This is a genomic window from Mucilaginibacter ginsenosidivorax, from assembly GCF_007971525.1.
Lineage (GTDB): Bacteria > Bacteroidota > Bacteroidia > Sphingobacteriales > Sphingobacteriaceae > Mucilaginibacter > Mucilaginibacter ginsenosidivorax.
The window spans coordinates 6,592,066-6,616,362 of record NZ_CP042437.1; the positions used below are offsets into that span (position 1 = coordinate 6,592,066).

At 42.6% G+C, this 24,297-nt stretch carries 13 protein-coding genes; 7 read left to right on the plus strand and 6 right to left on the minus strand.

The window, feature by feature from the left end; translation table 11 throughout:
* Positions 1 to 41 precede the first annotated feature (41 nt).
* The 6 genes from FSB76_RS27380 (at position 42) to FSB76_RS27405 (ending at position 10,676) form a co-directional block, all read left to right on the plus strand.
* Positions 42 to 1,316, plus strand: a complete 1,275-nt coding sequence (locus FSB76_RS27380) for a glycosyl hydrolase family 8 (RefSeq protein WP_147059144.1) — start codon at positions 42 to 44, stop codon at positions 1,314 to 1,316.
* Between the two features lie 30 nt (positions 1,317 to 1,346).
* The gene (locus FSB76_RS27385; protein WP_147059146.1) at positions 1,347 to 3,317 is read left to right on the plus strand and encodes an alpha/beta hydrolase-fold protein; all 1,971 of its coding nucleotides are present in this window, start codon (positions 1,347 to 1,349) and stop codon (positions 3,315 to 3,317) included.
* An 8-nt stretch (positions 3,318 to 3,325) separates the two neighbouring features.
* Positions 3,326 to 4,186, plus strand: coding sequence for a sialate O-acetylesterase (locus tag FSB76_RS27390; RefSeq protein WP_147059148.1), 861 nt, complete (start codon positions 3,326 to 3,328; stop codon positions 4,184 to 4,186).
* Between the two features lie 78 nt (positions 4,187 to 4,264).
* Positions 4,265 to 5,488, plus strand: coding sequence for an endo-1,4-beta-xylanase (locus tag FSB76_RS27395; protein WP_147059150.1), 1,224 nt, complete (start codon positions 4,265 to 4,267; stop codon positions 5,486 to 5,488).
* A 194-nt stretch (positions 5,489 to 5,682) separates the two neighbouring features.
* The gene (locus FSB76_RS27400; RefSeq protein WP_147059152.1) at positions 5,683 to 8,187 is read left to right on the plus strand and encodes a glycoside hydrolase family 95 protein; all 2,505 of its coding nucleotides are present in this window, start codon (positions 5,683 to 5,685) and stop codon (positions 8,185 to 8,187) included.
* A gap of 347 nt (positions 8,188 to 8,534) precedes the next feature.
* Complete coding sequence (locus tag FSB76_RS27405) at positions 8,535 to 10,676, plus strand: CRTAC1 family protein (RefSeq protein ID WP_158642997.1); 2,142 nt, start codon at positions 8,535 to 8,537, stop codon at positions 10,674 to 10,676.
* Positions 10,677 to 10,827: 151 nt separating this feature from the next.
* Here the strand turns inward: FSB76_RS27405 and FSB76_RS27410 are convergent, their stop codons facing one another.
* From FSB76_RS27410 to FSB76_RS27435, 6 genes are all read right to left on the minus strand, one after another.
* Complete coding sequence (locus tag FSB76_RS27410) at positions 10,828 to 14,391, minus strand: VCBS repeat-containing protein (protein ID WP_147059156.1); 3,564 nt, start codon at positions 14,389 to 14,391, stop codon at positions 10,828 to 10,830.
* Between the two features lie 74 nt (positions 14,392 to 14,465).
* Positions 14,466 to 16,025 (minus strand): RagB/SusD family nutrient uptake outer membrane protein, encoded by a 1,560-nt coding sequence (locus FSB76_RS27415; protein WP_147059158.1) that lies wholly within the window; start codon positions 16,023 to 16,025, stop codon positions 14,466 to 14,468.
* A 21-nt stretch (positions 16,026 to 16,046) separates the two neighbouring features.
* Positions 16,047 to 19,205, minus strand: a complete 3,159-nt coding sequence (locus tag FSB76_RS27420) for a SusC/RagA family TonB-linked outer membrane protein (RefSeq protein WP_147059160.1) — start codon at positions 19,203 to 19,205, stop codon at positions 16,047 to 16,049.
* A 1,097-nt stretch (positions 19,206 to 20,302) separates the two neighbouring features.
* Positions 20,303 to 20,710, minus strand: a complete 408-nt coding sequence (locus FSB76_RS27425) for a response regulator (protein WP_147059162.1) — start codon at positions 20,708 to 20,710, stop codon at positions 20,303 to 20,305.
* Positions 20,697 to 22,106, minus strand: coding sequence for a sensor histidine kinase (locus FSB76_RS27430; protein ID WP_158642998.1), 1,410 nt, complete (start codon positions 22,104 to 22,106; stop codon positions 20,697 to 20,699). The genes FSB76_RS27425 and FSB76_RS27430 overlap by 14 nt, the downstream gene beginning before the upstream one ends.
* A 286-nt stretch (positions 22,107 to 22,392) precedes the next feature.
* Complete coding sequence (locus tag FSB76_RS27435) at positions 22,393 to 22,992, minus strand: RNA polymerase sigma factor (RefSeq protein ID WP_158642999.1); 600 nt, start codon at positions 22,990 to 22,992, stop codon at positions 22,393 to 22,395.
* Between the two features lie 215 nt (positions 22,993 to 23,207).
* Between FSB76_RS27435 and FSB76_RS27440 the strand changes: the two genes are divergently transcribed.
* Positions 23,208 to 24,263 (plus strand): FecR family protein, encoded by a 1,056-nt coding sequence (locus tag FSB76_RS27440; protein WP_147059169.1) that lies wholly within the window; start codon positions 23,208 to 23,210, stop codon positions 24,261 to 24,263.
* Positions 24,264 to 24,297 lie beyond the last annotated feature (34 nt).

Sequence of the window (24,297 nt, forward strand, 5' to 3'; positions counted from 1 at the left end):
AATAGTAAGACAAAATCTTTATTTAATTACCACACGTGAGTATGAAAAAAATAGTGTTATTGTATGTTATGATTGCTTTGCTGCCTGCATTGGCAAATAGCCAAAATCGCAAAGCTTCAAAAAAAATGCCAGGTAAAGGGGCCGTAGCTTCTGGCATTTATCCTGATCTTTTTCATGAAGCGGGATATAGTAAGGATGATATCAGCAGTAAAGTAGCCAAGGCTTATCATGATGTGTTTGAAGGCCCCAACAAGGTTTATTTTGAGGTAGGCGATTCCATGGCATACGTGTCTGATGTGAAAAACCACGATGCCAGAACGGAGGGCCTTTCGTATGGGATGATGATCGCTGTGCAGCTTAATAAAAAAGATGTCTTCGACCGTATATGGCGATGGTCAAAAAAATATCTTCAGCACCAGGACGGTCCAAGCGATGGGTATTTTGCCTGGAGCATTAATCCTCAAACGATGAAACGTAACTCAGAAGGTTCCGCATCCGACGGAGAATTGTACTACGTAACCGACTTGCTTTTTGCCTCTAACAGGTGGGGAAATAATACAGGCATTAATTATTATGGAGAGGCCAGGAGAATATTGGATGCCATGTGGAAAAAAGAGGGTGCCGCGAATGTTCATCCTTTTATAAATATTGCCGCGAAACAAATTTCTTTTGTGCCAGAAGGTGGCGGATATGAATGGACAGATCCATCTTACCATTTACCTGCATTTTACGAAGTATGGGCGCTTTATGCAAAAGACGGCCATGAACAATTTTACCGCGATTGCGCAGATACCGCAAGGGTGTTTTTACACAGGGCCTGTGACCCCGTTACTGCACTCAACCCCGATAATACCCATTTTAATGGCAAGGCACTCAGCTGGGGGCGAATGCAGCCGGCTTTTCGTTTCGACTCCTGGCGCGTACCAATGAATATCGCCATGGATTACGTGTGGTTCGGGAAAGACAAAAAGTGGCAGCAAGATTATGCCAGGCGTTTTCAAAACTTTTTAACATCGAAGGGGATTAATGATTTTGAGGATCAGTTTAATACAGATGGATCTACACCTGCTTTTATTCTTCCGGCAGGAGGAGTCAAAAAGTTACGGCATTCTTTGGGATTGGTAGCTACCTCGGCTGCAGCCTCGCTCATGATAGCCGATAACACAAAATACGATTTTGTGCGGCCTCTCTGGAAGGCCAAACTTGAACCTTATGCAGATGGATATTTCGATCCCTATTATGATGGCTTGTTGTATTTATTCAGCCTGATGCACCTCAGCGGCAAATACCAGCTTATACAACCGCAAACCAATTGATAAATTTATTTACCTATAACAATATTAACAATGAAGAGATTACAACATATTAAGCAACTGTTTTTGTTGGCATGTGCCATTCTGTTGCTTAACATACCGGTTTATTCGCAAGATATAATTCACCAGGCGCGGGTGGGTTTTGACTTGTTTCGTGCCGACATTCCGCATGGCAAAATTGATACCATTACTTATCAATCAAAAACCGTGGGCAATACCCGCCGTGCGCTTATTTACACCCCGCCAGGATACTCTAAAAGTAAAAAATATCCCGTGTTGTATCTTTTGCATGGCATAGGTGGCGATGAAAAAGAATGGTATAATGGTGGTAGCCCCCAGGTTATATTGGACAACCTATATGCCGAAGGCAAAATTGTACCCATGATAGTAGTGTTGCCCAACGGCAGGGCTATAAAGGATGACCGCGCAACGGGAAATATAATGGCACCTGATAAGGTACAAGCTTTTGCCGTTTTTGAAAAAGATTTATTGAACGATCTGATACCTTTTATTGATAGTAAATACCGTGTATATACAGATAAGGACCACCGGGCAGTGGCCGGACTTTCTATGGGAGGTGGGCAATCATTAAATTTTGGCTTAGGAAACCTCGATGTATTTTCATGGGTGGGTGGCTTTTCCTCAGCCCCGAATACAAAAAAGCCAGAAGAATTGGTTCCTAACCCCGACGAGGCAAAAAGAAAGCTGAAGTTGCTTTGGATATCATGCGGATCAAGCGATGGGCTAATTGCATTTAGCAAACGTACCCATGATTACCTGGCAGAGAAAAACGTGCCGCATGTCTATTATATCGAGCCCGGTGTGCACAACTTTAAGGTTTGGAAAAATGGCTTATATATGTTTTCACAAATGCTTTTTAAGCCGGTAGATGCCTCAACGTTTCCCCAATATACTTATACCGAATCAGGTATACCGGCGCCCACTAATATTCCGGGCGTGCAGTATCCGCAGATATTTCCGGATAATACCGTTTTTTTTCGCGTAAAGGCCCCGAAGGCACAAAGTGTTCAAATTGACTTATTGAAAAAGTATCCAATGACTAAAGATACCGGGGGGTATTGGACAGTTACGACCGATCCAATTGTATTAGGGTTTCACTACTATTCACTGATAATTGACGATGTTGCCGTTGTTGATCCGTCAAGTCAGACTTTTTATGGCATGGGAAGAATGGCCAGCGGGATTGATATTCCTGATCCGGAGGGTGATTTTTATACTACCAAAGATGTGCCTCATGGCGAGGTGCGTTCCGTAAACTACTACTCAAACATAACAAAGGCCTGGAGGCGGGCAAATGTATATACACCTCCCGGTTATGATACGCAAGCCGACAAAAGGTACCCGGTACTTTACTTACAACATGGCTCGGGCGAAGACGAAACCGGCTGGCCTACGCAGGGTAAAATGAATTTTATATTGGATAACCTTATTGCCGGGAAACAGGCAACGCCCATGATAGTTGTTATGGATAGGGGATATGCCACAGATCCAACGCAACCGGTAACTACAAACGCCCGTGGAATGATGGCAGGAAACGTTTTTCCGGATGTGCTTGTGAAAGAAATTATTCCGATGGTTGATACAAAATTCAGGACGCTTGCCGACCGCGATCACCGTGCTATGGCAGGGCTTTCAATGGGAGGGTTTCAAACCTTACAAACTACTATGACCAATCTCGACAAGTTTGCTTATGTAGGAGGTTTTAGCGGCGCGGCCTTTATGCAGCCAGGTACCGATATAACCAAAATGTATAATGGTGTATTTGCCGATGCAAATGCTTTTAACCAAAAGGTTAGAGTGCTTTATTTAAGCATTGGAACTACCGAGCCGGAAAGAATGCAAACCACAGTAAAAGGCTTTCACGAAGCACTTGAAAAAGCAGGCATTAAACATTTGTATTACCAATCGCCGGGTACGGCACATGAGTGGCAATCCTGGAGACGCTCTTTAAACCAGTTTGCAGGCCTGATATTTAAGAATTGAAATTATACATGAAAATAAAACTTACATTCATAGCAGCAACATGCCTTACCTTGCTGAGCCTTAAAAGTTTTTCGCAAGACAAGAATTTTTACATATTTATTTGCTTCGGCCAATCAAATATGGAAGGGAATGCAAGAGTTGAGGCCGGGGATACTGTAGCCGTTGATAGCAGGTTTCAGGTGTTGCAGGCTGTTGATTGCGGCGACAGAGGCCGGCTAAAAGATAACTGGTATACGGCAGTACCACCATTGGCCCGGTGCAAAACCGGCTTAACCCCGGCAGATTATTTCGGCCGGACGTTGGTGGCTAACCTTCCCAAAAAGATACGGATCGGTATTATAAATGTTTCTGTCGCCGGCGCCAAAATTGAAATTTTTGAAAAGGATAGTTATCAATCATACCTTGCAACCGCGCCCGGCTGGATGAAAGGTATTGCTGCTGAATATGGCGGAAATCCATACGCAAGGTTGATTGAATTGGCCAGGTTAGCTCAGAAGTCTGGTGTAATTAAAGGTATTTTGTTACACCAGGGAGAATCGAACATGAATGATACGCTGTGGACAAAAAAAGTAAAAGGAGTTTATGATAATTTGATAAGGGATTTAAACCTGAAGTCCAAAAAAGTGCCCTTACTTGCAGGCGAAGTGGTAAATGCCGATCAGGGTGGTATTTGCGCTGCTATGAATAAAATTATTGCAACTTTATCTGAGGTTGTTACTAATTCACATATAATTTCCTCTGCCGGTTGTCCCTGTTCCCCAGATCACCTGCATTTTACTGCCGAAGGGTACAGGGTATTAGGCAAACGATATGGCGAGACTATGCTTTCATTATTAGGTTATAAGTTTCCGGATGCTGACATTCATTAGCTTTTGTCTGTTTACGATAAATAATGTTTAGCAAAGTATAAACAGTTAACCACCACCAATTAAAACAACTAATGCCCAATGAATTTATATACTGTTAATAAAAAAACTGAACGGAGTTTCCTGCTCCCGACGATTGCCTTTATCATTATTTTGTCGTACGTTCAATGTACACCAAAACACCAGGTGGCTTCATCATTCCAGGCACACACTACCGCCGATGATCCAAATAAGGGTTTAAAAGATTATTATAAAAAGTATTTTCCAATTGGTGTAGCGGTTAGCATGGCTTCTTTGCATGGTCCTGATTCTGCATTAATTGTCAAAGAATTTAACAGCATAACGCCTGAGAACGATATGAAGATGGGCCCGATACATCCGTCGGAAGATATCTATAATTGGAAAAATGCCGACAAAATTGTTGATTTTGCAGTGAGCCATCATATTAAAATACGCGGACACAACTTATGCTGGCATAACCAGGAAGCCGCGTGGATGTTTAAAGGGGCTGACGGAAAGCCGGTTACCAAAGAGTTGCTGTTGCGGCGTTTAAAGGATCATATTTTTGCTGTTGCCGGAAGGTATAAGGGTAAAATTTACGCCTGGGATGTGGTTAACGAGGCAGTTGATGACAGCGATGATACAACGCAAATATACCGCAAAAGCAACTGGTACAACATATGCAACGGTACCGATTTTATAGAGGCTGCCTTTAGGTATGCGCATGAAGCTGACCCGCAGGCCAAGTTATATTATAATGATTATAATAGCGAACATCCGGTAAAAAGAGAAAAGATATATAAATTGTTAAAAAAGTTGATTGAGGACCACGTACCTATTGATGGAGTGGGTATGCAGGCTCATTGGAAGTTATATGAACCATCGGCCGACGAATTACGCAAAGCTTTGGATGAGGTAACTTCGTTAGGCTTAAAAGTGCAATTTACCGAACTGGATATTACTATTCGTATGCCACAACCAAAACCTGCACCCGGAGCAGCGCCTCCGGATGCCACGTCGCCACCAACCCCCGACCCGGGTTATACGCCAGAATTGGAAGCCAAACAAATAGCGCAATACAAAATGGCCTTCGACATATTCCGACAGTATAAGAAGTTTATAACAAATGTTACATTCTGGAATGTGTCTGACAGAAGTAGCTGGCTGGACGGGAGAGCCGGTGGATTAATGGGCGGAGCCGCCGCCGGCGGCAACACGCCACGCATAACTAAAAAAGCCTATCCCCTGTTGTTTGACGAAAACCGTCAACGCAAAAAAGCCTACTGGTCTGTAGTTAATTTTTAACAGGGGAGTTATTGAATGATACGATAAAGCGGGCTGCCCGCACTTGCGAAGATGATCAAAAAGTTTACTGCCAAATGCTATAAGCTTTAGCTACGCAGCATGGGGCGTAAAACGAAGATTTGCTGAAACAGGCAATACAACAGAAATATATGAATGCTGTCCAAATGGGGATTGCACATCGCAAACCAAAATATATGACAAGATTAGTTAATAAAAAAGTGTGCTTATTTGCTGGGGCATTATTGATGCTTTCATCCGTACAGGCTCAACAAAAAAATTATGCCGGTAAAAAAAATAATATGCCCGATAATTCCGGGCGATATAGATTGTGGTATAATCAACCTGCTAAAAACTGGAACGAAGCCCTGCCTCTTGGAAACGGTTTTATAGGGGGTATGGTGTTTGGCAATGTACAAAACGAACGTATTCAGCTCAATGAATCAACCATATGGGGCGGAGGTCCCAATAATACTATTGATTCAAGTGCGAGGCCATACATTGATCAGGTGAGGCGGCTGCTCGCTGAAAAAAAGTATGCAGAAGCGCAGGAATTAGCTAATAGTAAACTTGGACCAAAAGGTAATAGCGGCATGCCGTATCAACTTGCAGGTAATTTATACATCAGCTTTCCTGGATCAGATGCTGTTAGTAACTATTATCGCGACCTCGATATAGCGAATGCCACGGCTACAGTAAGGTATACTTTAAACGGTGTTAACTATAAACGGGAATTTTTTACCTCGTTCGGCTCAAATGTGCTTATGGTGAAACTTACGGCAAATAAGCCGGGCATGATTAACTGTAAGCTAAAGCTTAAAAGCCCGCTTAAATCTTCAGTCACCATAAATAACGAGAACGCACTGGTTTTAGCTGGGCAGGGCAGTGAGCACGAAGGACAAAAAGGGCAAATAGAATTTAATGTGCTCACCAGGGTCAAAAATTCCGGAGGCACAAACGTTGCAGATACTTCGGGCATTACTATTGCAAATGCAGATACGGCTGTGATATATCTTTCTATGGCCACCAATTTTGTTAACTATCACGATGTTTCGGCAAATTCAATGCTTCGGGCAAAAAACACTTTAAGCAAGGCCTATGAGCACAGTTTCGATGAATTGTTAACTAAAAATATCAAGTATTATCGCTCGTATTTTGACAGGGTTAAGCTTGATCTTGGTGCAGATAGCGCAGCAAAACGGCCAACAAATGTTCGTATTCAAAATTTCTCTACCAATAATGATACGCAATTAGCCGAGTTGTATTTTCAATATGGTCGCTATCTGTTAATTTGTTCATCTCAGCCGGGATCGCAGCCAGCCAATTTACAGGGTATCTGGAACGGCGAAGTTAAAGGCCCTTGGGACAGTAAGTATACGATTAACATCAATACCGAAATGAATTATTGGCCAGGCGAGGTAACCCGGTTACCAGAACTAAGCACCCCACTTTTTAATATGATCAAAGATTTGTCTGTTACAGGTAAGCCTACTGCCAGGATAATGTACGGAGCACGCGGATGGATGTTACATCATAATACTGATATCTGGCGCATAACCGGTGTTGTAGATGGTGCTTTCTGGGGTTTGTGGCCAACGTCAAATGCATGGCTTTGCCAACATCTGTGGGAGCATTACCTGTACTCGGGCGATAAAGAATTTTTAAAGGAATATTACCCGATAATTAAAGGAGCGGCCGAATATTACATTGATGCACTTCAAAAAGATCCTGAACATGGCTGGCTGGTAGTGTCGCCGTCGGTTTCGCCCGAACACGAATATATCGACGGGAAAAACCAGGTTTCTGTTACGGCTGGCGCCACCATGGATAATCAGTTAGTTTATGGCTTGTTTACCGATGCCATAAGAGCTGCAGCCGAACTAAATATTGACAAAGTATTTGCAGATAGCCTGGCCGCCTACCGTCGCCAATTACCTCCAATGCAAATTGGCAGGTACGGGCAGTTACAGGAGTGGCTGGAAGATCTTGATCGTACAGATGATCATCATCGCCATGTTTCTCATCTCTACGGCTTGTTTCCGGGAAACCAAATATCTCCTTTTGCACAGCCGCAACTTTTTGCCGCTGTAAAAAATTCCCTTATTTATCGCGGTGATGTATCAACCGGATGGTCTATGGCGTGGAAGATTAATCTTTGGGCACGTTTACTGGATGGCAACCACGCCTACAAGCTCATTAAAGATCAAATAAAACCCATAGGCGGAGGCTCTGGTGGCACTTATCCCAATTTATTTGATGCTCATCCGCCTTTCCAGATTGATGGTAATTTTGGCTGTACTTCGGGGATAGCAGAAATGCTTTTGCAAAGCCATGATGGTGCGATTTACCTATTACCTGCAGTGCCTGATGAATGGAAGGATGGCAGCATATCGGGGTTAATGGCCAGAGGCGGTTTTAAAGTAGATATAAAATGGGCTAACCATAAAATTATTAAACTGGTGATACATTCATCACTTGGCGGAAACTGCCGTCTGCGTGTCAATCAACAAATGAATGGTAAGTTGCTGACAGCAGTAAGCGGGATAAATAAAAACCGTTTTTACCAAACAATGGATTTGCAAACGCCGATCATAAAAAATAGTGACAAAAATCTTCACCCCGACCTACCTAAAACCTGGATGTACGACTTAGCTACGCGTCCCGGTAAAACATATACCATTATCAACAACGATTCTCGGTAATCTGACGATTTATAGGGGACAAAATAATTTCACTATTGAAAAACAGGTTATTGAAATTTATACAGATGTTATATGAATATAAACAAACGTTGTGTTTGGAGCCATCGTCGTTTTTTATCTTTACTAACCACCTCTTAACCAGAAGGTGGCCAAAAATATTATGTTAACTCTTGGTCCGCTTTTCGGTTAAAGGTTGCTATTATATCTGGTAGCCTTTAATTGATTACGGAACAGAAATCCGGATCGTTTTTTAACCAATTATCATGCTATCACGATTTGCCCGAATAACCATGTTTTTTGCTGCATGTACTTGTGGTTTAATATTATCATGTAAACCACATTCCCCGATGAAAATGGCAGATTTGCTGCAGCAGCTCAAAAAGCGAAACTATAATCCTCAAAATGTTTTTAGTTCCGACGCCCGCCTTGCCGCCTGCGATTCGGCGTTAAAGGCCGATTCGCCAAACTATGATGTGCAGCTTTTATCGAAAAAAGCATTGTTTGAGTTACAGGAGGGGCATGAGCAACAAGCTGTTGATATATATTCGAAAATTGCCAAGCTGCCACGTTACATGAATCCCATAAATACATTGCCCGATCAGGCGGTTGCTTTTATGCGTTTGGGCGAACGTGCAAATTGTATGCTCGGCCATAACGGGGCATCGTGCATATTTCCTATTAAAGGAGCCGGAATCCATCAGGCGCAAACAGGATCACAGCAAGCAATTGAAACATTACAGAGTATTTTGAAAAGTAATTCTCAGGATGCCCAGTCCCGGTGGCTGTTAAATATCGCTTATATGACATTAGGTCGTTATCCAGACCAGGTGCCTGCCCAGTATTTGATCCCTAATTTAAATGCTGACGACGGGCCGCACAAGGTGAAGCCATTTACTGATGTAGCCGCAAATGTGGGCATTAATCTGAATAGCAGGGCGGGTGGCTCCATAGCCGATGATTTTGACGGTGACGGTTACATAGACATTATAACATCAGGAATGGATCTGCAAGATCACATGCATTATTTTCACAACAATGGCGATGGTACTTTTAGCGACCGTACCGCTCAAAGTGGCTTACAGGATGAAGTTGGCGGCCTTAATATCCAACAAACAGATTACAACAATGATGGCCGCCCGGATATTTTTATCATGCGCGGAGGCTGGCTTCGGGACGGCTTTGGCAATCAGCCGGGGTCATTGCTTAAAAACAATGGCAACGGTAAGTTTACCGATGTTACTATTGCAGCCGGCCTGCAGTTTATGCATCCTACACAAACTGCCGTATGGGCCGATTTTAATAACGATGGCTGGCTTGATGTTTTTATCGGGATGGAAAGCCATGGCGGAACCGACCCTAACAATAACCATCCATCGGCACTTTATATGAATAATCACGATGGCACTTTTAAAGAAATGGCTCAAAAGGCCCATTGCCAGATAAACGATTTTGTGAAAGGGGTAACATCGGCCGATTACAATAACGATGGCTGGCCCGACATTTTTTTATCTACCATGAGTGGAAGAAAATATTTGCTGAAAAATAAATGTAAAGGAGGGAACAACGTAGATTTTGATGATGTGACCGAAAAGGCAGGCATCAATATTAAACAAAATACATTTACTACCTGGTTTTTTGATTACAATAATGATGGCTGGCCCGATATTTTGTTAGGCAGTTACAATTTTAGCACAACCCTGGGTTATTACGCTGCATTAGAGGCCTTGGGCACGCCTGTAGCAGATAATGGCAATATTTTTCTTTTTAAAAATAACCGCGATGGTACTTTTACCAATGTAACCCATGATGTTGGGCTGAATAAGGCAGTATTTAGCATGGGGGGCAATTTTGGTGATATTGATAATGACGGCTATCCCGATATTTATTTTGGTACCGGCAACCCCGATTTTGGATCACTGATACCAAACAAGCTTTTTAGGAATATAGCAGGCAAAAAATTTGCCGATGTAACCAGTTCATCGCGTACCGGCAATTTGCAAAAAGGACATGGCGTATCATTTGCCGATTTTAGGAATAACGGCCTGCAGGATATTTTCATCGAAATGGGTGGCGCTTATATAGGCGATGCCTACAAAAGCGCATTATATCTTAATCCCGGTCAAAATAATAATAGTTGGATAGGTTTAAAATTGGTGGGAACACGGTCAAATAAGTCGGCTATTGGCTCAAGGATAAAGGTAACCTTTACAGAAAATGGCATACAGCGAAGTGTTTTCAAGGATGTAAATTCCGGCGGTAGCTTCGGTTCATCTCCGCTAAGGCAGGAGATAGGGGTAGGGCAGGCCAAAATGATTGACGACATCGAGATCAGGTGGGCGGGGAGCGGTATTTTGCAGCATTTTTACGATGTAAAGCCCAATCAGTTCCTGGAAATAACAGAGGATGGCAAGTTAACCCCACTTAATTTAAAGGCACTTAAATTTAATACCGGCGAACCCGCGATGCAGATGCAAATGGCTGATATGTAAATACAGAAGTGTTTTAGCGGATGACATACGCCTGCCTGAAAATAAAAAGGACAACCCTGATCTTCATACAGCATATTGTGTACGATGAGCAGGGTTGCCCTGGTTGAATTGCTTTTGATAAAATGGTCAGTTAGTAATTAACATAACGATATTAGAACTTAAAAAGCCTGCTTGTTCCTGAGTTATTTTTTATGGATACCTGCGCTACCTTATTATTGATAAGGATAAACCTGGACGATTGCGAAAGAAACGAACTGCCATAGTAAAATTCCTGTTTAGTATGGCTGCCATTTTTATATGTTATAATAGCGCTTTGATCTGTATCATCTATTTTTAACATAGATACTTTAGCATTTAATTGAAAAATCCGGAGCGGCCCTAAATGTTCGCTTGCAGCCATCAGATAATTATTGTTTGCCCCCTTTAATTTTACAAGAGCTTTTCCATCTCCAGGTAAATATATTCCGCTGTGCGCAATTGACAGGGGCGCAAAACCACCTTTGCCATCACCCCTCAGCAGTAAGCCGTTTAAGGCATCATACCTGCCAATAGAAACATCGGTGCCAAAATCATTTCCATTGATCAATAAATCCAGGTTGCCGTCTGCGTCAAAGTCATCGGCCACCATTCCATTCAAAACAGAAACCTGTGCCTCAATTGGCAGCGGAATTACGGTGAATTTACCCCCGCCATCGTTCCTGAAATAGCAGGACTTCAACTCGGTGGCTTTAAGCCGTAAGGCATTTTTCATTTGATCGGCGCTGAGCACATCTTGCATCGTAGCCTCAGCATATGAATGATAATTGGTGAATTTGGCACGCAGGGTTATCATTTGCTTAACAGCATCTTCCCTTACATTTGCAGGGTATTCCCTTTTAACGTCGTCTTTACCCGGCAGGTACAACGATGGAAATGCATCAAACCGGTTTCTCTTGTCAAAGTCGCCTGCTGTAATAAAGGCCGGGAACTCGTCGCTGACCTGGTAAAGGGTATTTAAGCCTACATTTCCCACTATGTAATCCATTCTGCCTGTATGCCTGAAATCACCTGCAATTATTGAGTTCCACCATCCGGTTTTATTGCTAACGCCACTTTTGGCTGTAACGTTAACAAATTTACCGCCTATGTTTTTCAGAAAGGTTAGCGGCATCCATTCTCCGGCCAATATCAAGTCTGTTTTACCATCGTTGTCAAAGTCGCTAAAAATGGCGTCGCATATCAACCCTATCTTTTTTAGGCCTGGGGCAACTTCATTAGTTACATCTGTGAATTTTATCCTTCCGTCCTTTGTGTCATTTCTTAAAATATAGCTATTCACAGGTTCGGGGTATCTCCATGGTTCAACCCGCCCCGAAATAAACAGGTCTAATTTGCCGTCGTTGTTATAATCAAAAGCCCTTACACACAATTTACTTTTAAAACAAACCGGCAACGCATCCTTTGCAAGCGTAAAATGCCCTTTGCCGTCATTCATATATAAGCGATCCTGGTAAGCCGGATCGTTTGCCGCTGCCTTATAACCACTGCCGGTAATTAGTACATCAGGAAACTTATCGCCATTCGAATCGAAAATCAGAATTCCACCATCAAGATAAGGCTGCTCATATTTCTTCCCTTCTAAAAGGTCCCGTTGTATGAATGTGCCATTTTTTTGTTGAAAGAAAATCTGTGCCGGTTCTTTCAAATTTCCACCGACAACTATATCATCTAAGCCATCACTATTAATATCGCCGACTGACAGCGCCGGATTGTATTCTGAAAGTTTATGCGGCAAAAGCTTTTGAATATTAAAGTCGGCATAATCTGTGTCACGATGTACGTAGTTAATCGCACTCTTGCCCGTTATATTGGTAAATATCGGTGCTTTTAATTGTCCCGGATTTGCCCATGTATAGGTTTGGCCGGCGTTATTAATGTTTGCAGCCAAAGTTTGATCGGCAGCTACATTTAAAAAAGTTTGTCTGTATTTGTTCGGCCACCTAACTACTACCGAATCTATGGTTTTGCATTTGCCTAACCCAAAATGTGCTATCGGTTGGATGCTGGTAAGATAGCCGCGGTAAGGGTTGTTTTCATAAACCTGGTGTAAGCCGTGCTGGTAATATATATCAACGAAGGTTCCGATTCCTTCAAGATTTTGATTTGGACCTTTGAACGTTATGTTGAGGTAATGCTGCGGTTTTTCTGCATCCTCGCCGGCGGTATTTTTATAAATTAACGCTTCGTCATTAATATTATTGATTACCAGGTCCATTGCGCCATCATTATTAAGGTCGGCATATGCTGCACCATTAGAAAAGGAGGGGATACCCAGGCCCCAATCCAGGCTCACATCCTTAAATTGCAAACCATCCTGGTTACGGAAGGCGTAATTATGAATTTTAACTGATGGTATTTGTTTAAGAACTTCGCTCTTAGGGGTTATTAAAAATGCATTGGATCTGTAAGCGATAAAGTCATGATCCGTAACATCGCGCGGATAGCCGTTGGTAACAATAACATCCCGGTAACCATCATTATCAAAATCGGTTACCATTGGGGTCCAGCTCCAGTCTGTTTGGGCTACGCCGCTTAAAAAGCCAACCTCGCTAAATGCCGGGGGGCCAAGCTGGTTATTTTCTCCTATAGATGGACCCTGGTTCAGCTGTAATGTGTTTCGAACGTATTGATATTGATAACCATAATGGTCGAAATTTTGAATGGTGTTATAGCTGCTCGGTCCCGACATCATTTTTTTTCGGTAATTATCGGCAGGGCTCATGTCGAGTTCAAATATATCGGCCAGCCCATCATTGTTGATGTCTTCAATGTCCTGTCCCATAGCGTTGAACGAGGTATGTTTAAAATACGACTTCGACTTATCGGTAAAGGTGCCATCGTGGTTATTAATGTACAGGATATTATTAGACAGGAAGTCGTTGGTAACGTATATATCTTTCCAGCCATCAAGGTTAATATCAGCTATAGTTGCAGCATGCCCGTAACCTTCAATCTTGATGCCGGCCGCTAATGACACATCTGTAAACACAGGATGCTTAAGTTTCGGGTCCCAATCGTTCCGGTACAATCGCCCCATGCTTCTGCCCGTGCCGGCGATATTAATAGGTCTGAATTGGTTGGGGAATTCGGCTGGGTTCGGCTCATTAACAGTCAAATACATGTCAAGGTCGCCGTCATTATCATAGTCAAAAAAACTGGCCATTGTAGAAAATAGCTGAATATCAAGTCCGTATTCCTTTGCCTCATCTTTAAATACCGGAATACCATCTTTATTAAGCCCCTTATTTATATATAACAGGTTTTGCCTTTTTTTGGGGTCATTAGCAAACGAATTACAAACGTATATGTCGGGTAAGCCATCGTTATTAATATCGATAACAGAAGCCCCCTTTCCCCAACGTCCTTTGCCATCCACCCCTGCTATTGCAGTAGCGTCTTCAAACCTGAAGTTTCCCTTGTTAATATATAGCTTATTGGGCACCATATTGCCTACAAAGTAAATATCCTGTAATCCATCGTTATTAAAATCGCCTATACCCACTCCTCCGCCATTATATACAGTGGCGTTATCAATTGGGTTAATGGAGTCGTTTTCGGTGATCAGGTTATTAAACATGATACCCGAGCCGGAAGATGGCACTTGTACAAATAGCGTTTGCTTTTTACAAGACCAAAGTGATACAGCAATGGTAAAACCTATCAGGAGCCTCTTCATAAAATGTAATTTAAATATAAGAAAAAAGCAGGCGGCTTTTAGGCCGCCCGCTTTTAAATTAACTGCAAAATAAATTAATAGCCTGGGTTTTGATGACCGTTAACTAATGGGTTATTATCCAGTTCGGCTTGAGGTATAGGTAATAATTCGTCTCTGTTGGCATGGAAATTAGCAATAGGCTCGGTAGTGAAATATCCCTTTTTACGCCATCTTAAAATGTCGATGTTGCGTACTTCTTCATCGCCCAGCTCTACCATTTTTTCGTGCATTAGGGCTTTAAGCACGTCGCTTTTTGTAGTAACCGGAAATTGAGCCGTTGGATAAGGAGGCATAGCAACGTCCTGTCTTGCGCGCACCATATTAAGATAGGTTACAGCTCCGGGGATATCACCTAGCTCAATATTGCATTCGGCAAGATTAAGCAGAATTTCTGAATAACGTATAATACGCTGATTGTTTCCGGCAGGGTGAAAGCCAGCCGTAGCAGAACTTTCCTGGTAGATAATCATAAATTTACGCCAGCTGATTTTTTTGGTGACGCCGTTAACTACTGAAGAATTACCGTTTTGATCTCCATCAGTTAATATGCTTTGGCCATTGTTATAAGTATCGCCGCTTTGGTAAACGCTGTATGAAAAACGTGGGTCTGTTTTAGCAGCGCCTGTAGCTGTGTTTTCAAACTCATTCAAATATTTGTTTGAAGGAATGAGGTTTCTCCAGGCAACAGGGCAGTATTCCTGGTTTCTGACTGTAGATTGCGGTTCAGTCGCGCTTTCGCCGCCCCAGTTGTAATTATTATCGCCTTTGTCTACAAATACAACTTCGAAAATCGACTCTGAATTAAACTCGGTCGCCAACTCAAAATTATCCAGGTAACGTGCGGTTAAAGAATATCCATCTGCTCCTGAAGTTGGAATTTTAAGAAACGCCGCTTTGGCTCCGGCATAATCGCCTTGTTGCATCAACACCCTGCCCAGCATGGCATTGGCAGCGGAAGCGGTGGCCCGCCCCTTATCGGTAGCCGATTTTCCGGGCAATACTGCCGCGGCATCTTTTAAATCCTGAACAATTTGCGCGTAAACCTCACTAACAGATGCACGTGGCTTATAATCGTTTGGACTTTTTGGCACTGTAGTTACCAGTGGAACACCTCCCCACATGCTAACCAGGTCAAAGTAAGCCCAGGCGCGAAGAAACTTTGCCTCGCCAACTGATTCATTCTTATCTGCAACATTGTCAGTAACATTGGGCGCATTGTCGGTTACCACGTTGGCGCGGAATATTACTGTGTACCAGCCATTCCAAACCGAGTTCATAACCGAGTTGGTAGGGTCATCGGTATTTTCATACAGTTGTCTGCGCGGAATTTCCAGTTGGCCGCCGCCAGGGAACACTTCATCGCTCCTGGTGTCATGCAGATAATACCACTCGCGCGATACGAGGTTGTTTTGATGCATAACAGCATAGATGGCGTTAACGCCCGCCTTTAGTTGCGCTGCAGTTTTATAGTAATTACCTGTAGTAAGATTATTGGGGTCGGATGTATTTAGCGCTGTTTTTTTACAGGACAATACAATCACCGTTATCGTTAGTAAGATAATGGTTGACAATAAATAAATTTTTCTATGTTTCATAATATATCAATTTAATGATTGTTAAAATGTTGCCTGTAAGCCTGCCTGGAACGCTCTTGGCGAAGGATATTGGCCGTAGTCTATACCATTTGTAAGTGTTCCGTTTTTGGAGCCAACCTCAGGATCAAGCCCGGTGTATTTTGTAATCGTGAACAGGTTTGTGGATGATAAATAAAACCTCACTTTGCTTACGTGACCGTCAGTAGCCGATTTAAGCCAGGCTGTAGGGAAATTGTAGCCAAGTTGAAGATTTTTTAAACGAAGGTATGAGCCGTTTTCTACCCAGCGCGACGACGGCCGTACGTTGCCGTTGGGGTCGCCGGAAATAGCCCTCGGGATAGTAGTATTGGTATTGTTAGGTGTCCAGGCTTTAAGCACGTTAACTCCGGAGTTAAATAACCTTGGCATACCTTCAAGAATGATTTTTTCGGCATTAAATATTTTATTGCCGTAAACACCCTGGAAAAACAAAGCAAGGTCGAAATTTTTATAATTCGCCGAATAATTTAACGAGTAAGTAAATTTAGGGAGGTAACTGCCCAGGTTAACCCGGTCATTGGCATCTATTTTACCGTCGTTATTGATATCCTTAAATTTAATATCGCCTGGCGCTGCATTGGTTTGAGTTGCATGACCGCTTACATCAGCTGCATTTTGGAATATGCCTTCTACAACATAACCATAAAAATACTGGATAGATTGACCAACTACGGTGTTAGTAATCGGCCCGCCGCCACCAAAATCCGCATCACCGCCTGCTGTTATCGATCCGTTTGCGGTTCCTGTCAATGAGGTAACTTTATTTTTGTCTAAACCAAACACACCGGTTATATCAAATTTAAAGTCTCCGCTTGATTTATGGTAACCTGCGGTAAATTCAATACCTGTGTTTTGCATCGAGCCGACATTTGCAACCGGTGCACCAACGCCATCGCTTGGCGGTACCGGTACGGTTAAGATCAGGTTATTGGTTCTTCTCTTATAAACTTCCGCCGATAACGTAAACGTGTTTTGAAGTAAGCCGAGGTCAAGACCAATGTTTGTTGATTTGGTTATTTCCCAGTGAAGAAAATAATTACTTAATGCACTATAATAAGATCCGTTACCAGAGTTGGCACCCGTTGCCAAATTGCCAAAAGGATACGTTGTGCCACCCGCAGAAACATTTGACACGTAAGGATAATTACCCAACACGGTTCCATTTATCCCGGTAACGCCGTAACCGGCCCGTAGTTTTAATTCGCTGATTGTTTTAGAATTCTTCATGAAATCTTCCTGGTCAACCTTCCAGCCTACTGAAGCTGCAGGGAAGTTTTCATATTTGTGACCGGGGGCCCAAACTGATAATCCATCGCGGCGTATTGAACCTGAAATTAAATATTTCCCTTCAAAATCATAACCCACCCGGCCTACTAACGAATGCAGCACGTTGGTGCCATAAGTATAATTGGTGGTGATGTTGGTGGCGTTGTTAAGTGTGCGTATAACGTTGTTATTTTGGTTACCAAAAGAGTTTTGGCTGTCACTACGGTTGGTTTGCACTTCGTAAACTGCCACAGCCGAAACGTGGTGTTTGGCGAAGGTCTTGTCGAAAGTTAATTGCTGTGTATACAGCGTAGTAGTGCTGGTGCCGGTATTTTCGGTTATTGACGCAAGTGGGCTGCTTGAAGTACCCCCGTCGTTATATATAGGAGTGTATTGTTCCTGCCTGTTTGTTCCGTAATCAATCCCGTAAGTAGAATTGAATTTTAACCATGGAGTAAACTTTACGGTTAAATAAGCGTTGCCACGTATTCCGAAACCAAAATTACGGTTCTCGTTAATTAATGCCTGTTCAATCGGGTTAACCGGGTCGGCGCCGTCAAAACTATTTTGAGGGCCAAAAAAGCCGCCAGGATTGTTTGGATTGTAAATAGGTATATATGGCTGCATCCTTACCACATTGGTAATAGGCGTTCTGTTGCCCGGGGGGATCCCAAAACGTTGACGTGTTACCGAAACATTGAATGTTTCGCCGATGGTAATAAATTTATTCACATTATGATCAGAATTCATACGGTAGCTTTTTCGGCTGAAACTTGTACCTACGGTAATACCATCCTGATTAAAATAACCGGCAGATGTAAAAAAATGCGAGTTATCATTGCCTCCGGTTAACGAGACATTATGCTGTTGCAAAACTCCTTTTTGGAAATAAGCGCTTTGCCAGTCTGTGTTGGTTTGGGCGAATGTTTGCGAAGAACCCGCATAAATAGGCAGATTAAAGTTTGCCGGTTGCAAACGCGGCGGTACTCCAATATTGGCAGCTCCGTCTAAAGCTCTTTCGTATTGTACATATTGGTTGGTGTTAAGGAGGTCATATCGTTTAACAACTTCCTGAAATCCCGCGTACGAATCAAAGTTTAACTGAACCTTACCGCTGGCACCCTTCCTGGTTGTAATGATGATAACACCATTAGTTCCTCTTGAACCGTAAATCGCCGCAGCGCTCGCGTCCTTAAGTACATCAACTGATTGAATATCTCTTGGATCAAGAGCTCCGATAGAACCCGGAAAGCCATCGATAATATACAAGGGATCGGAGCCATAACCGACAGAACTCACGCCGCGTATTTGTACAATTGGAGCAGTACCTGGCGAGCCATTATTGGTAACCGTTAAACCGGCTACCCGGCCCTGTAAGGCCTGGTCGACACCCCCAACAGGTAACGCTGATATTGTTTTGCCGCTTACCGACGAAACAGCGCCGGTTACACTGGCGCGCTTTTGTGTTCCGTAGCCAACAACAACAACTTCACTTAATGATTTAGAATCACTCCTTAATGATACGTTAATTACCGATTTGTCGGAAACGGTAACTTCCCTCGAGACATAACCTACAAAGCTAAAAACAAGCACCGCCTGGTCATTAGGTACTTCAATACGGAATGCGCCATTGACATCTGATCCGACTGCAGTAGTGGTGCCTTTTAAGGTAACGGTTACGCCTGGTAATGCTAATCCGGTTTCATCGGTTACTTTACCGGTTATAACCTTGCTCACGTTGGCTTTTATCACATCCGTATATGGCAGACTGGCCGGGCCATTACCCGCAAACGCGGAACTTATAATAGTAATGCTTATAAATACTATTACGACCGTCATTTTCATGAAAGTACTTAGTAAATATTTTTTTTTCATATTTTGGTTTGTTAATTGAAAACATTGGTTTAGAAATTGGTAAGATTTAGCGCTTTTATCAAACACATTATGGTATTACATATAGTTAGCTGATGTATGAATTATTGTTATTCATAGTAATAAATCATATGGTTTAGCTAACACTACCTTTGGTTTAATAAAAGACTGTTTACTTAATTGGTTGCTTAACCGGTAGCCTGTATCATCGGATTTATTAATTATAGAATCCGTGATATCGATACCGATGTAGTTTACTGCGGGTCACAAGCGGTGGCCGGCAAAACAAGTTTTTTTGGTTTAATCTCTCATAAGTACACTTCAGAAAAGGTTTGCAATCGATTGTAGAGCCGGGCCTGTTTGTAATTTCCCTGAATACGATTAAATAATAGTATACAGGCGATCAAGCATTAATAACTTAAATCAAAATTTACAGAACTTGCCGGTCGGCTTTATTGGTTTATAGTTCAGCAGCTATTGATAAGAATATAGCAGCTTTGCAACAGTAAAGTTACGTTTGAAGCAAATTTAGGTACCCAATTTTTTAACATAAAAACACAACATTTGTCAACTTATACCTAATTCTACCATACACAGCACAAGTTTTGATTCCGTTGTATGATGGAAAGTGCTTTTTGTTTAAATTGGTTAGTATACAATTTCGTTGTAATTCATCGTCATAGCGGTTTCAGTTATATACGAAAGGTTATCTAAGCGGGGGCAACGAGATTGCTTGTAAGAAAGGAGGCCGTCCACTTTTGGATGAGAATTATAGCAGCGCCGCAAATAAATAGTGGAGAACTCTGGTGTACCAAAACGCTGCATCATCGTTTTTTACGGCAAATAATGCAAGTGTAACCCGACTTTTTACATTGAATGCAGCTATCAACGGTTGTGTGCCTTACGTTCATATGTAATAGCCACAACTAACCTGAGATGCTGTGGGGGGGGGCAAAGAATTGTTACTGTATTAATGGGACAAGATCTTCGGTGATTTTTGTCTGACTTTTTTACGCGAAGAATTTTGCTTTTGAGCCATATTTGATCGGCGGGCAGTTTCATTTTTTCGTTCAAATATGTTTTCAATATGGCGTTTCGCACTAAAGTCGATCCCGCTCCGCACTGTTCAGCATCTCAACCAGGTTGTCATTCGTGATTGGTTTAATGTAAAAATTGGACACCTCCTGGTAACTTGCGGCTTTCAGCCGGTCTGCCTGATCGATAGAGGAACTGATGATATGAATAGTTATTTTTTCCGGTAAATCGAATTTAATAAACTCGTCAAGGAACTGCCATCCGTCAAGCACCGGCATGTTGATGTCTAATAATATAACTGAAGGAAGCTTCTCCCCGGTTTTTATCGCCGATTTCAAATAATCCAACGCCTGATCGCCAGCATTAAAAACGAGGAGGTGCTCACGGAAATTTACCAGGCGCATTTGTTTGGAAATCAAAAAGGTAAATATTTCGTCGTCATCGATCAAACAGGCAATGTCAATTTTTTTCATGCATAAGGGGAGCAAACTGAATAAAAAAAGAAGTGCCAACACCGGGCTGGCTCTCGGCCCAAATCCTTCCGCCCATAGCCTCCACCTGGTTTTTTACCAGGAAAAGCCCCATGCCCCGGGCATCAGGATGGCGGTGAAAGGTTTTATACATGCCAAATAGCTTGTGGCCATGCAGGGTTAGATCGATCCCTAAACCATTATCCGCAATGATAAGCAATGGCACTCCACCATTCATGTTAGCGCTTATCGTAATTTCGGGCCGGCGCTCCGGATGCTGGTATTTAAGGCTGTTGCCTATCAGGTTAATCAGTACACTCTCCAGGTAGGCCGGATTAAACACAACCGCTATTCCATCATCCAGATCTTTAACTATGCTTGCATTACTGGCGCGGATAGAGGCTGAAAGGATATTTAGCCCTCTTTCTACTTCATTTGCCAGATCTATTCTTACCCTCGTGTCTGCACTACTCTCCTGAACCTTCACCACCTCGTTCAAATGCGCGAGGGTTTCCAGCAGGCTGACGGCATTTCCGTCAAGCATTTGCACCAGAGTTTCCTTTTCTGCCGGGTCTGTTTCTTCCAGGATCATGCTCGTCAGCATCCTGATATTGCCTGAATGCGAACGGAGGTTATGTGATACGATATGCGCGAAATTCAGGAGCCGGTCGTTTTGCCGGCTAATAATCTCCATACTGTTCTTTTGGTCGGTAACATCTTTAATTTGAGAAACGAAGTAAAGGGGGGAACCGGTCTCGCTTCTTACCAGCGAAACACTCAGTAGAGCCCATATGATATGGCCATCTGCATGGTAATACCTTTTTTCCATTGTATAGGAGCCGATATCACCTGCAACAAGCAAATTGAGGTGCTCGAGGTCGCTTTCCAGGTCTGCCGGATAAGTGAAATCCTGAAAAGTGCGACCAAGGAATTCAGGTTCTGTATAACCAAAAAGCTGGCACAGGCTGGTGTTTACTTTTATCCAGCCCCCTGTGAGCGAAACCAATGCCATCCCGATGGGCGCATGATCAAACGCTTTGGAGAAGCGTTGTTCTCTTTCTTCCAGGACCATAGCCTGCAGTCGTCTGTCTGTTATGTCCGTCAGCGTGCCATAAAGACGTGTGCACAGGCCATCGGCCAATTCTGCCTGTACGCGTACTTCCACCCATTTTTGCGTTTTTCTCGCGGTGAGCACTTCCAATTCGCCCTTTTCCGGTAGCCCCGAAACAATCGCTTTATCTATTAAGGCCCTCACCTTCGCCGGTTCCCGGTAAAAAAGTATGACATCCTCAATCGAACCCTTATAATCATCGTCAACCTCCATAATCTGGAAGATGATCTTATTCCAGTAAAATGTCCCCTCCAGGAAATTTCGCTCCCAGATTCCAAGCCCGGCCAAGGAGGCTGCATCTTGATAAAGTTGTGATTTTGTCTGCATCCGAATACGTTCCTGTCACTATTCCCTCACAAGATAAGCATACAAAGCGTAGTACGAAACTATATTGTTGGCCAACTCTGTAAAGCCCCTTAAAATATGCTATCTAAAAAAGAACCTGAGAGATACTAAGGTAAACAAGTTTTTAATGCTGATAAGGTGTAGCAATGTTTGATCTATTTAAAAACCAGGTGATTGTTGAATTACAACAGGCAAATTACAAAACAATAGCTCAGTCGTTTTTTATCAATTAATGAATCGCCCTGCTTCCCTTAAAAATAATTACCCAGCAAATCACATCGCGCAGAACTTTGATGGCATTGTGCAGCGTGTTGTAAACGGTACGCTCGCTCAGGCCTGTTTGGTCGGCAATATCTTTAAAAGAAACAGCGTCAAAATACCGAAGGCGAATAATTTCTTTCTGCCTGGGCGATAGCTCGTTCAGCGCCTTTTGTAGCCTTTTTTTCATATGTTCATCATGCTGGCTGGCTATCAGTATCGACTCATAGGAGGGTTCGGCCGGCATATCTTCTATAGATAGCTCATCTATCAGGTGGCCGGTTTGGGTTTCGGCTGATAATTGCTGATAAGTTTTATATAATATCCGCTTATAAATAGTCAGCGTATATTGCTGGATGTTCTGTACTTCGGCCAGTTTATGCCTGATTTTCCAAAGTTCTAAAAATAAATTGTGGATACCCTCCTTTACAAGCTCGGGATTTTTGTAAAGCGAAAGCCCGAAGCGGTATAAATCATCATAAAAAATATTAAAGCATTCGTAAAGTCCTTGCTTTTCACCTTCTGCAAGCAATTGCCAGTTCTTGTAAATGTCCTTGTGTTTAGGACTCATCAGTACTGTTTTTGATACTTCCATCTAATATTGAAAATTAACGCATGATTTACAAATGATTAACTTTTTAAAATTTTTATAAAACTACATAATACTTATTGAATAATGCAATAGCGCTGTCCTGAAAACTGAAACATAAAATTTATTTTGAAAAGCATTGGTAAAAAAGAATAATCTATTGCACTTGTATATAAACGTTTCAAATTATATTACAGATGGACTATTCTTCATACCAAACAGAAGACTTTTTAACCGACGATAGCTTTGTGGCATACTGCTATGCCGAAAATGCAGAAGCGATTGCCAAATGGGAAAATATATTGGCCCAAAACCCGGATATCGGCAAAAAAATGGATGATGCCCGCGAGCTATGCCTGTTATTGAGTATTAAAGTTGGCGCTGCAGAAAAAGCCGCAGGGCTTGAGCGCCTTAAAAGCGCATTGGAAGAAACAGTTGAAGCAGAACAGCCGGAAGGCAGGATTATTGGCTTACGTAATTATTTTATGCGATGGATGGCCGTTGCCGCTGCCTTATTAATTATGGCAGGTGCGTTTGGTGTGTATCAGCTTAATACCAATGCTACAGGGGCGGCTCTTTACAGTGCAGCAAATGACCATAACTATACCCTGATAGGGCAAACCGGAGCCGGCGAACGTAAATTTATTCGTCTGCCCGATGGAAGCACAGCGCTGCTTAACGGGGCGACATCTTTAAAAATTGCCACTGATTATAATGCCCATAACCGCCACCTGTTATTAAGTGGCGAAGCTTTCTTTTCTGTTACAAAAAATAAACACAAGCCCTTTGTGGTAATTACCGGTAAAACGGCCACAACCGCCCTTGGTACCTCATTTAAGGTTGAAAGCTATTCTGGAGCTGGTGTGGCAAGTGTAATGTTATCAACCGGTAAAGTTAAGGTTGAGTGTACACAGCCCGATTTGGAAGTGGCCGATGTAACCCTTATACCAGGCCAGAAAGCCACGCTTTTTAAAGGCGACAAGGTATTTACCCAAACCAACTTTAATGCCAATGACCTTCAAAACTGGATAAACCGAAAACTGGTGTTTAAAAGTGCCAACCTGGTAGAGATAGCCATGAAAATGAAGGCCATGTACGGGATAGTAATTGCCCCGGTTGATAAAGCGGGTGACAGTATATCATTTACCGGCGAGTTTAGCGGAAAAAGCATTGCCGAAGTACTGGATGCCATTGGCTTTACCAATCATTTTACCTACAAGCAGGACGGCAACGTCATAAAACTGATATTCTGATTTTAAACCTATTGATTTTAAATATTTAAAAACC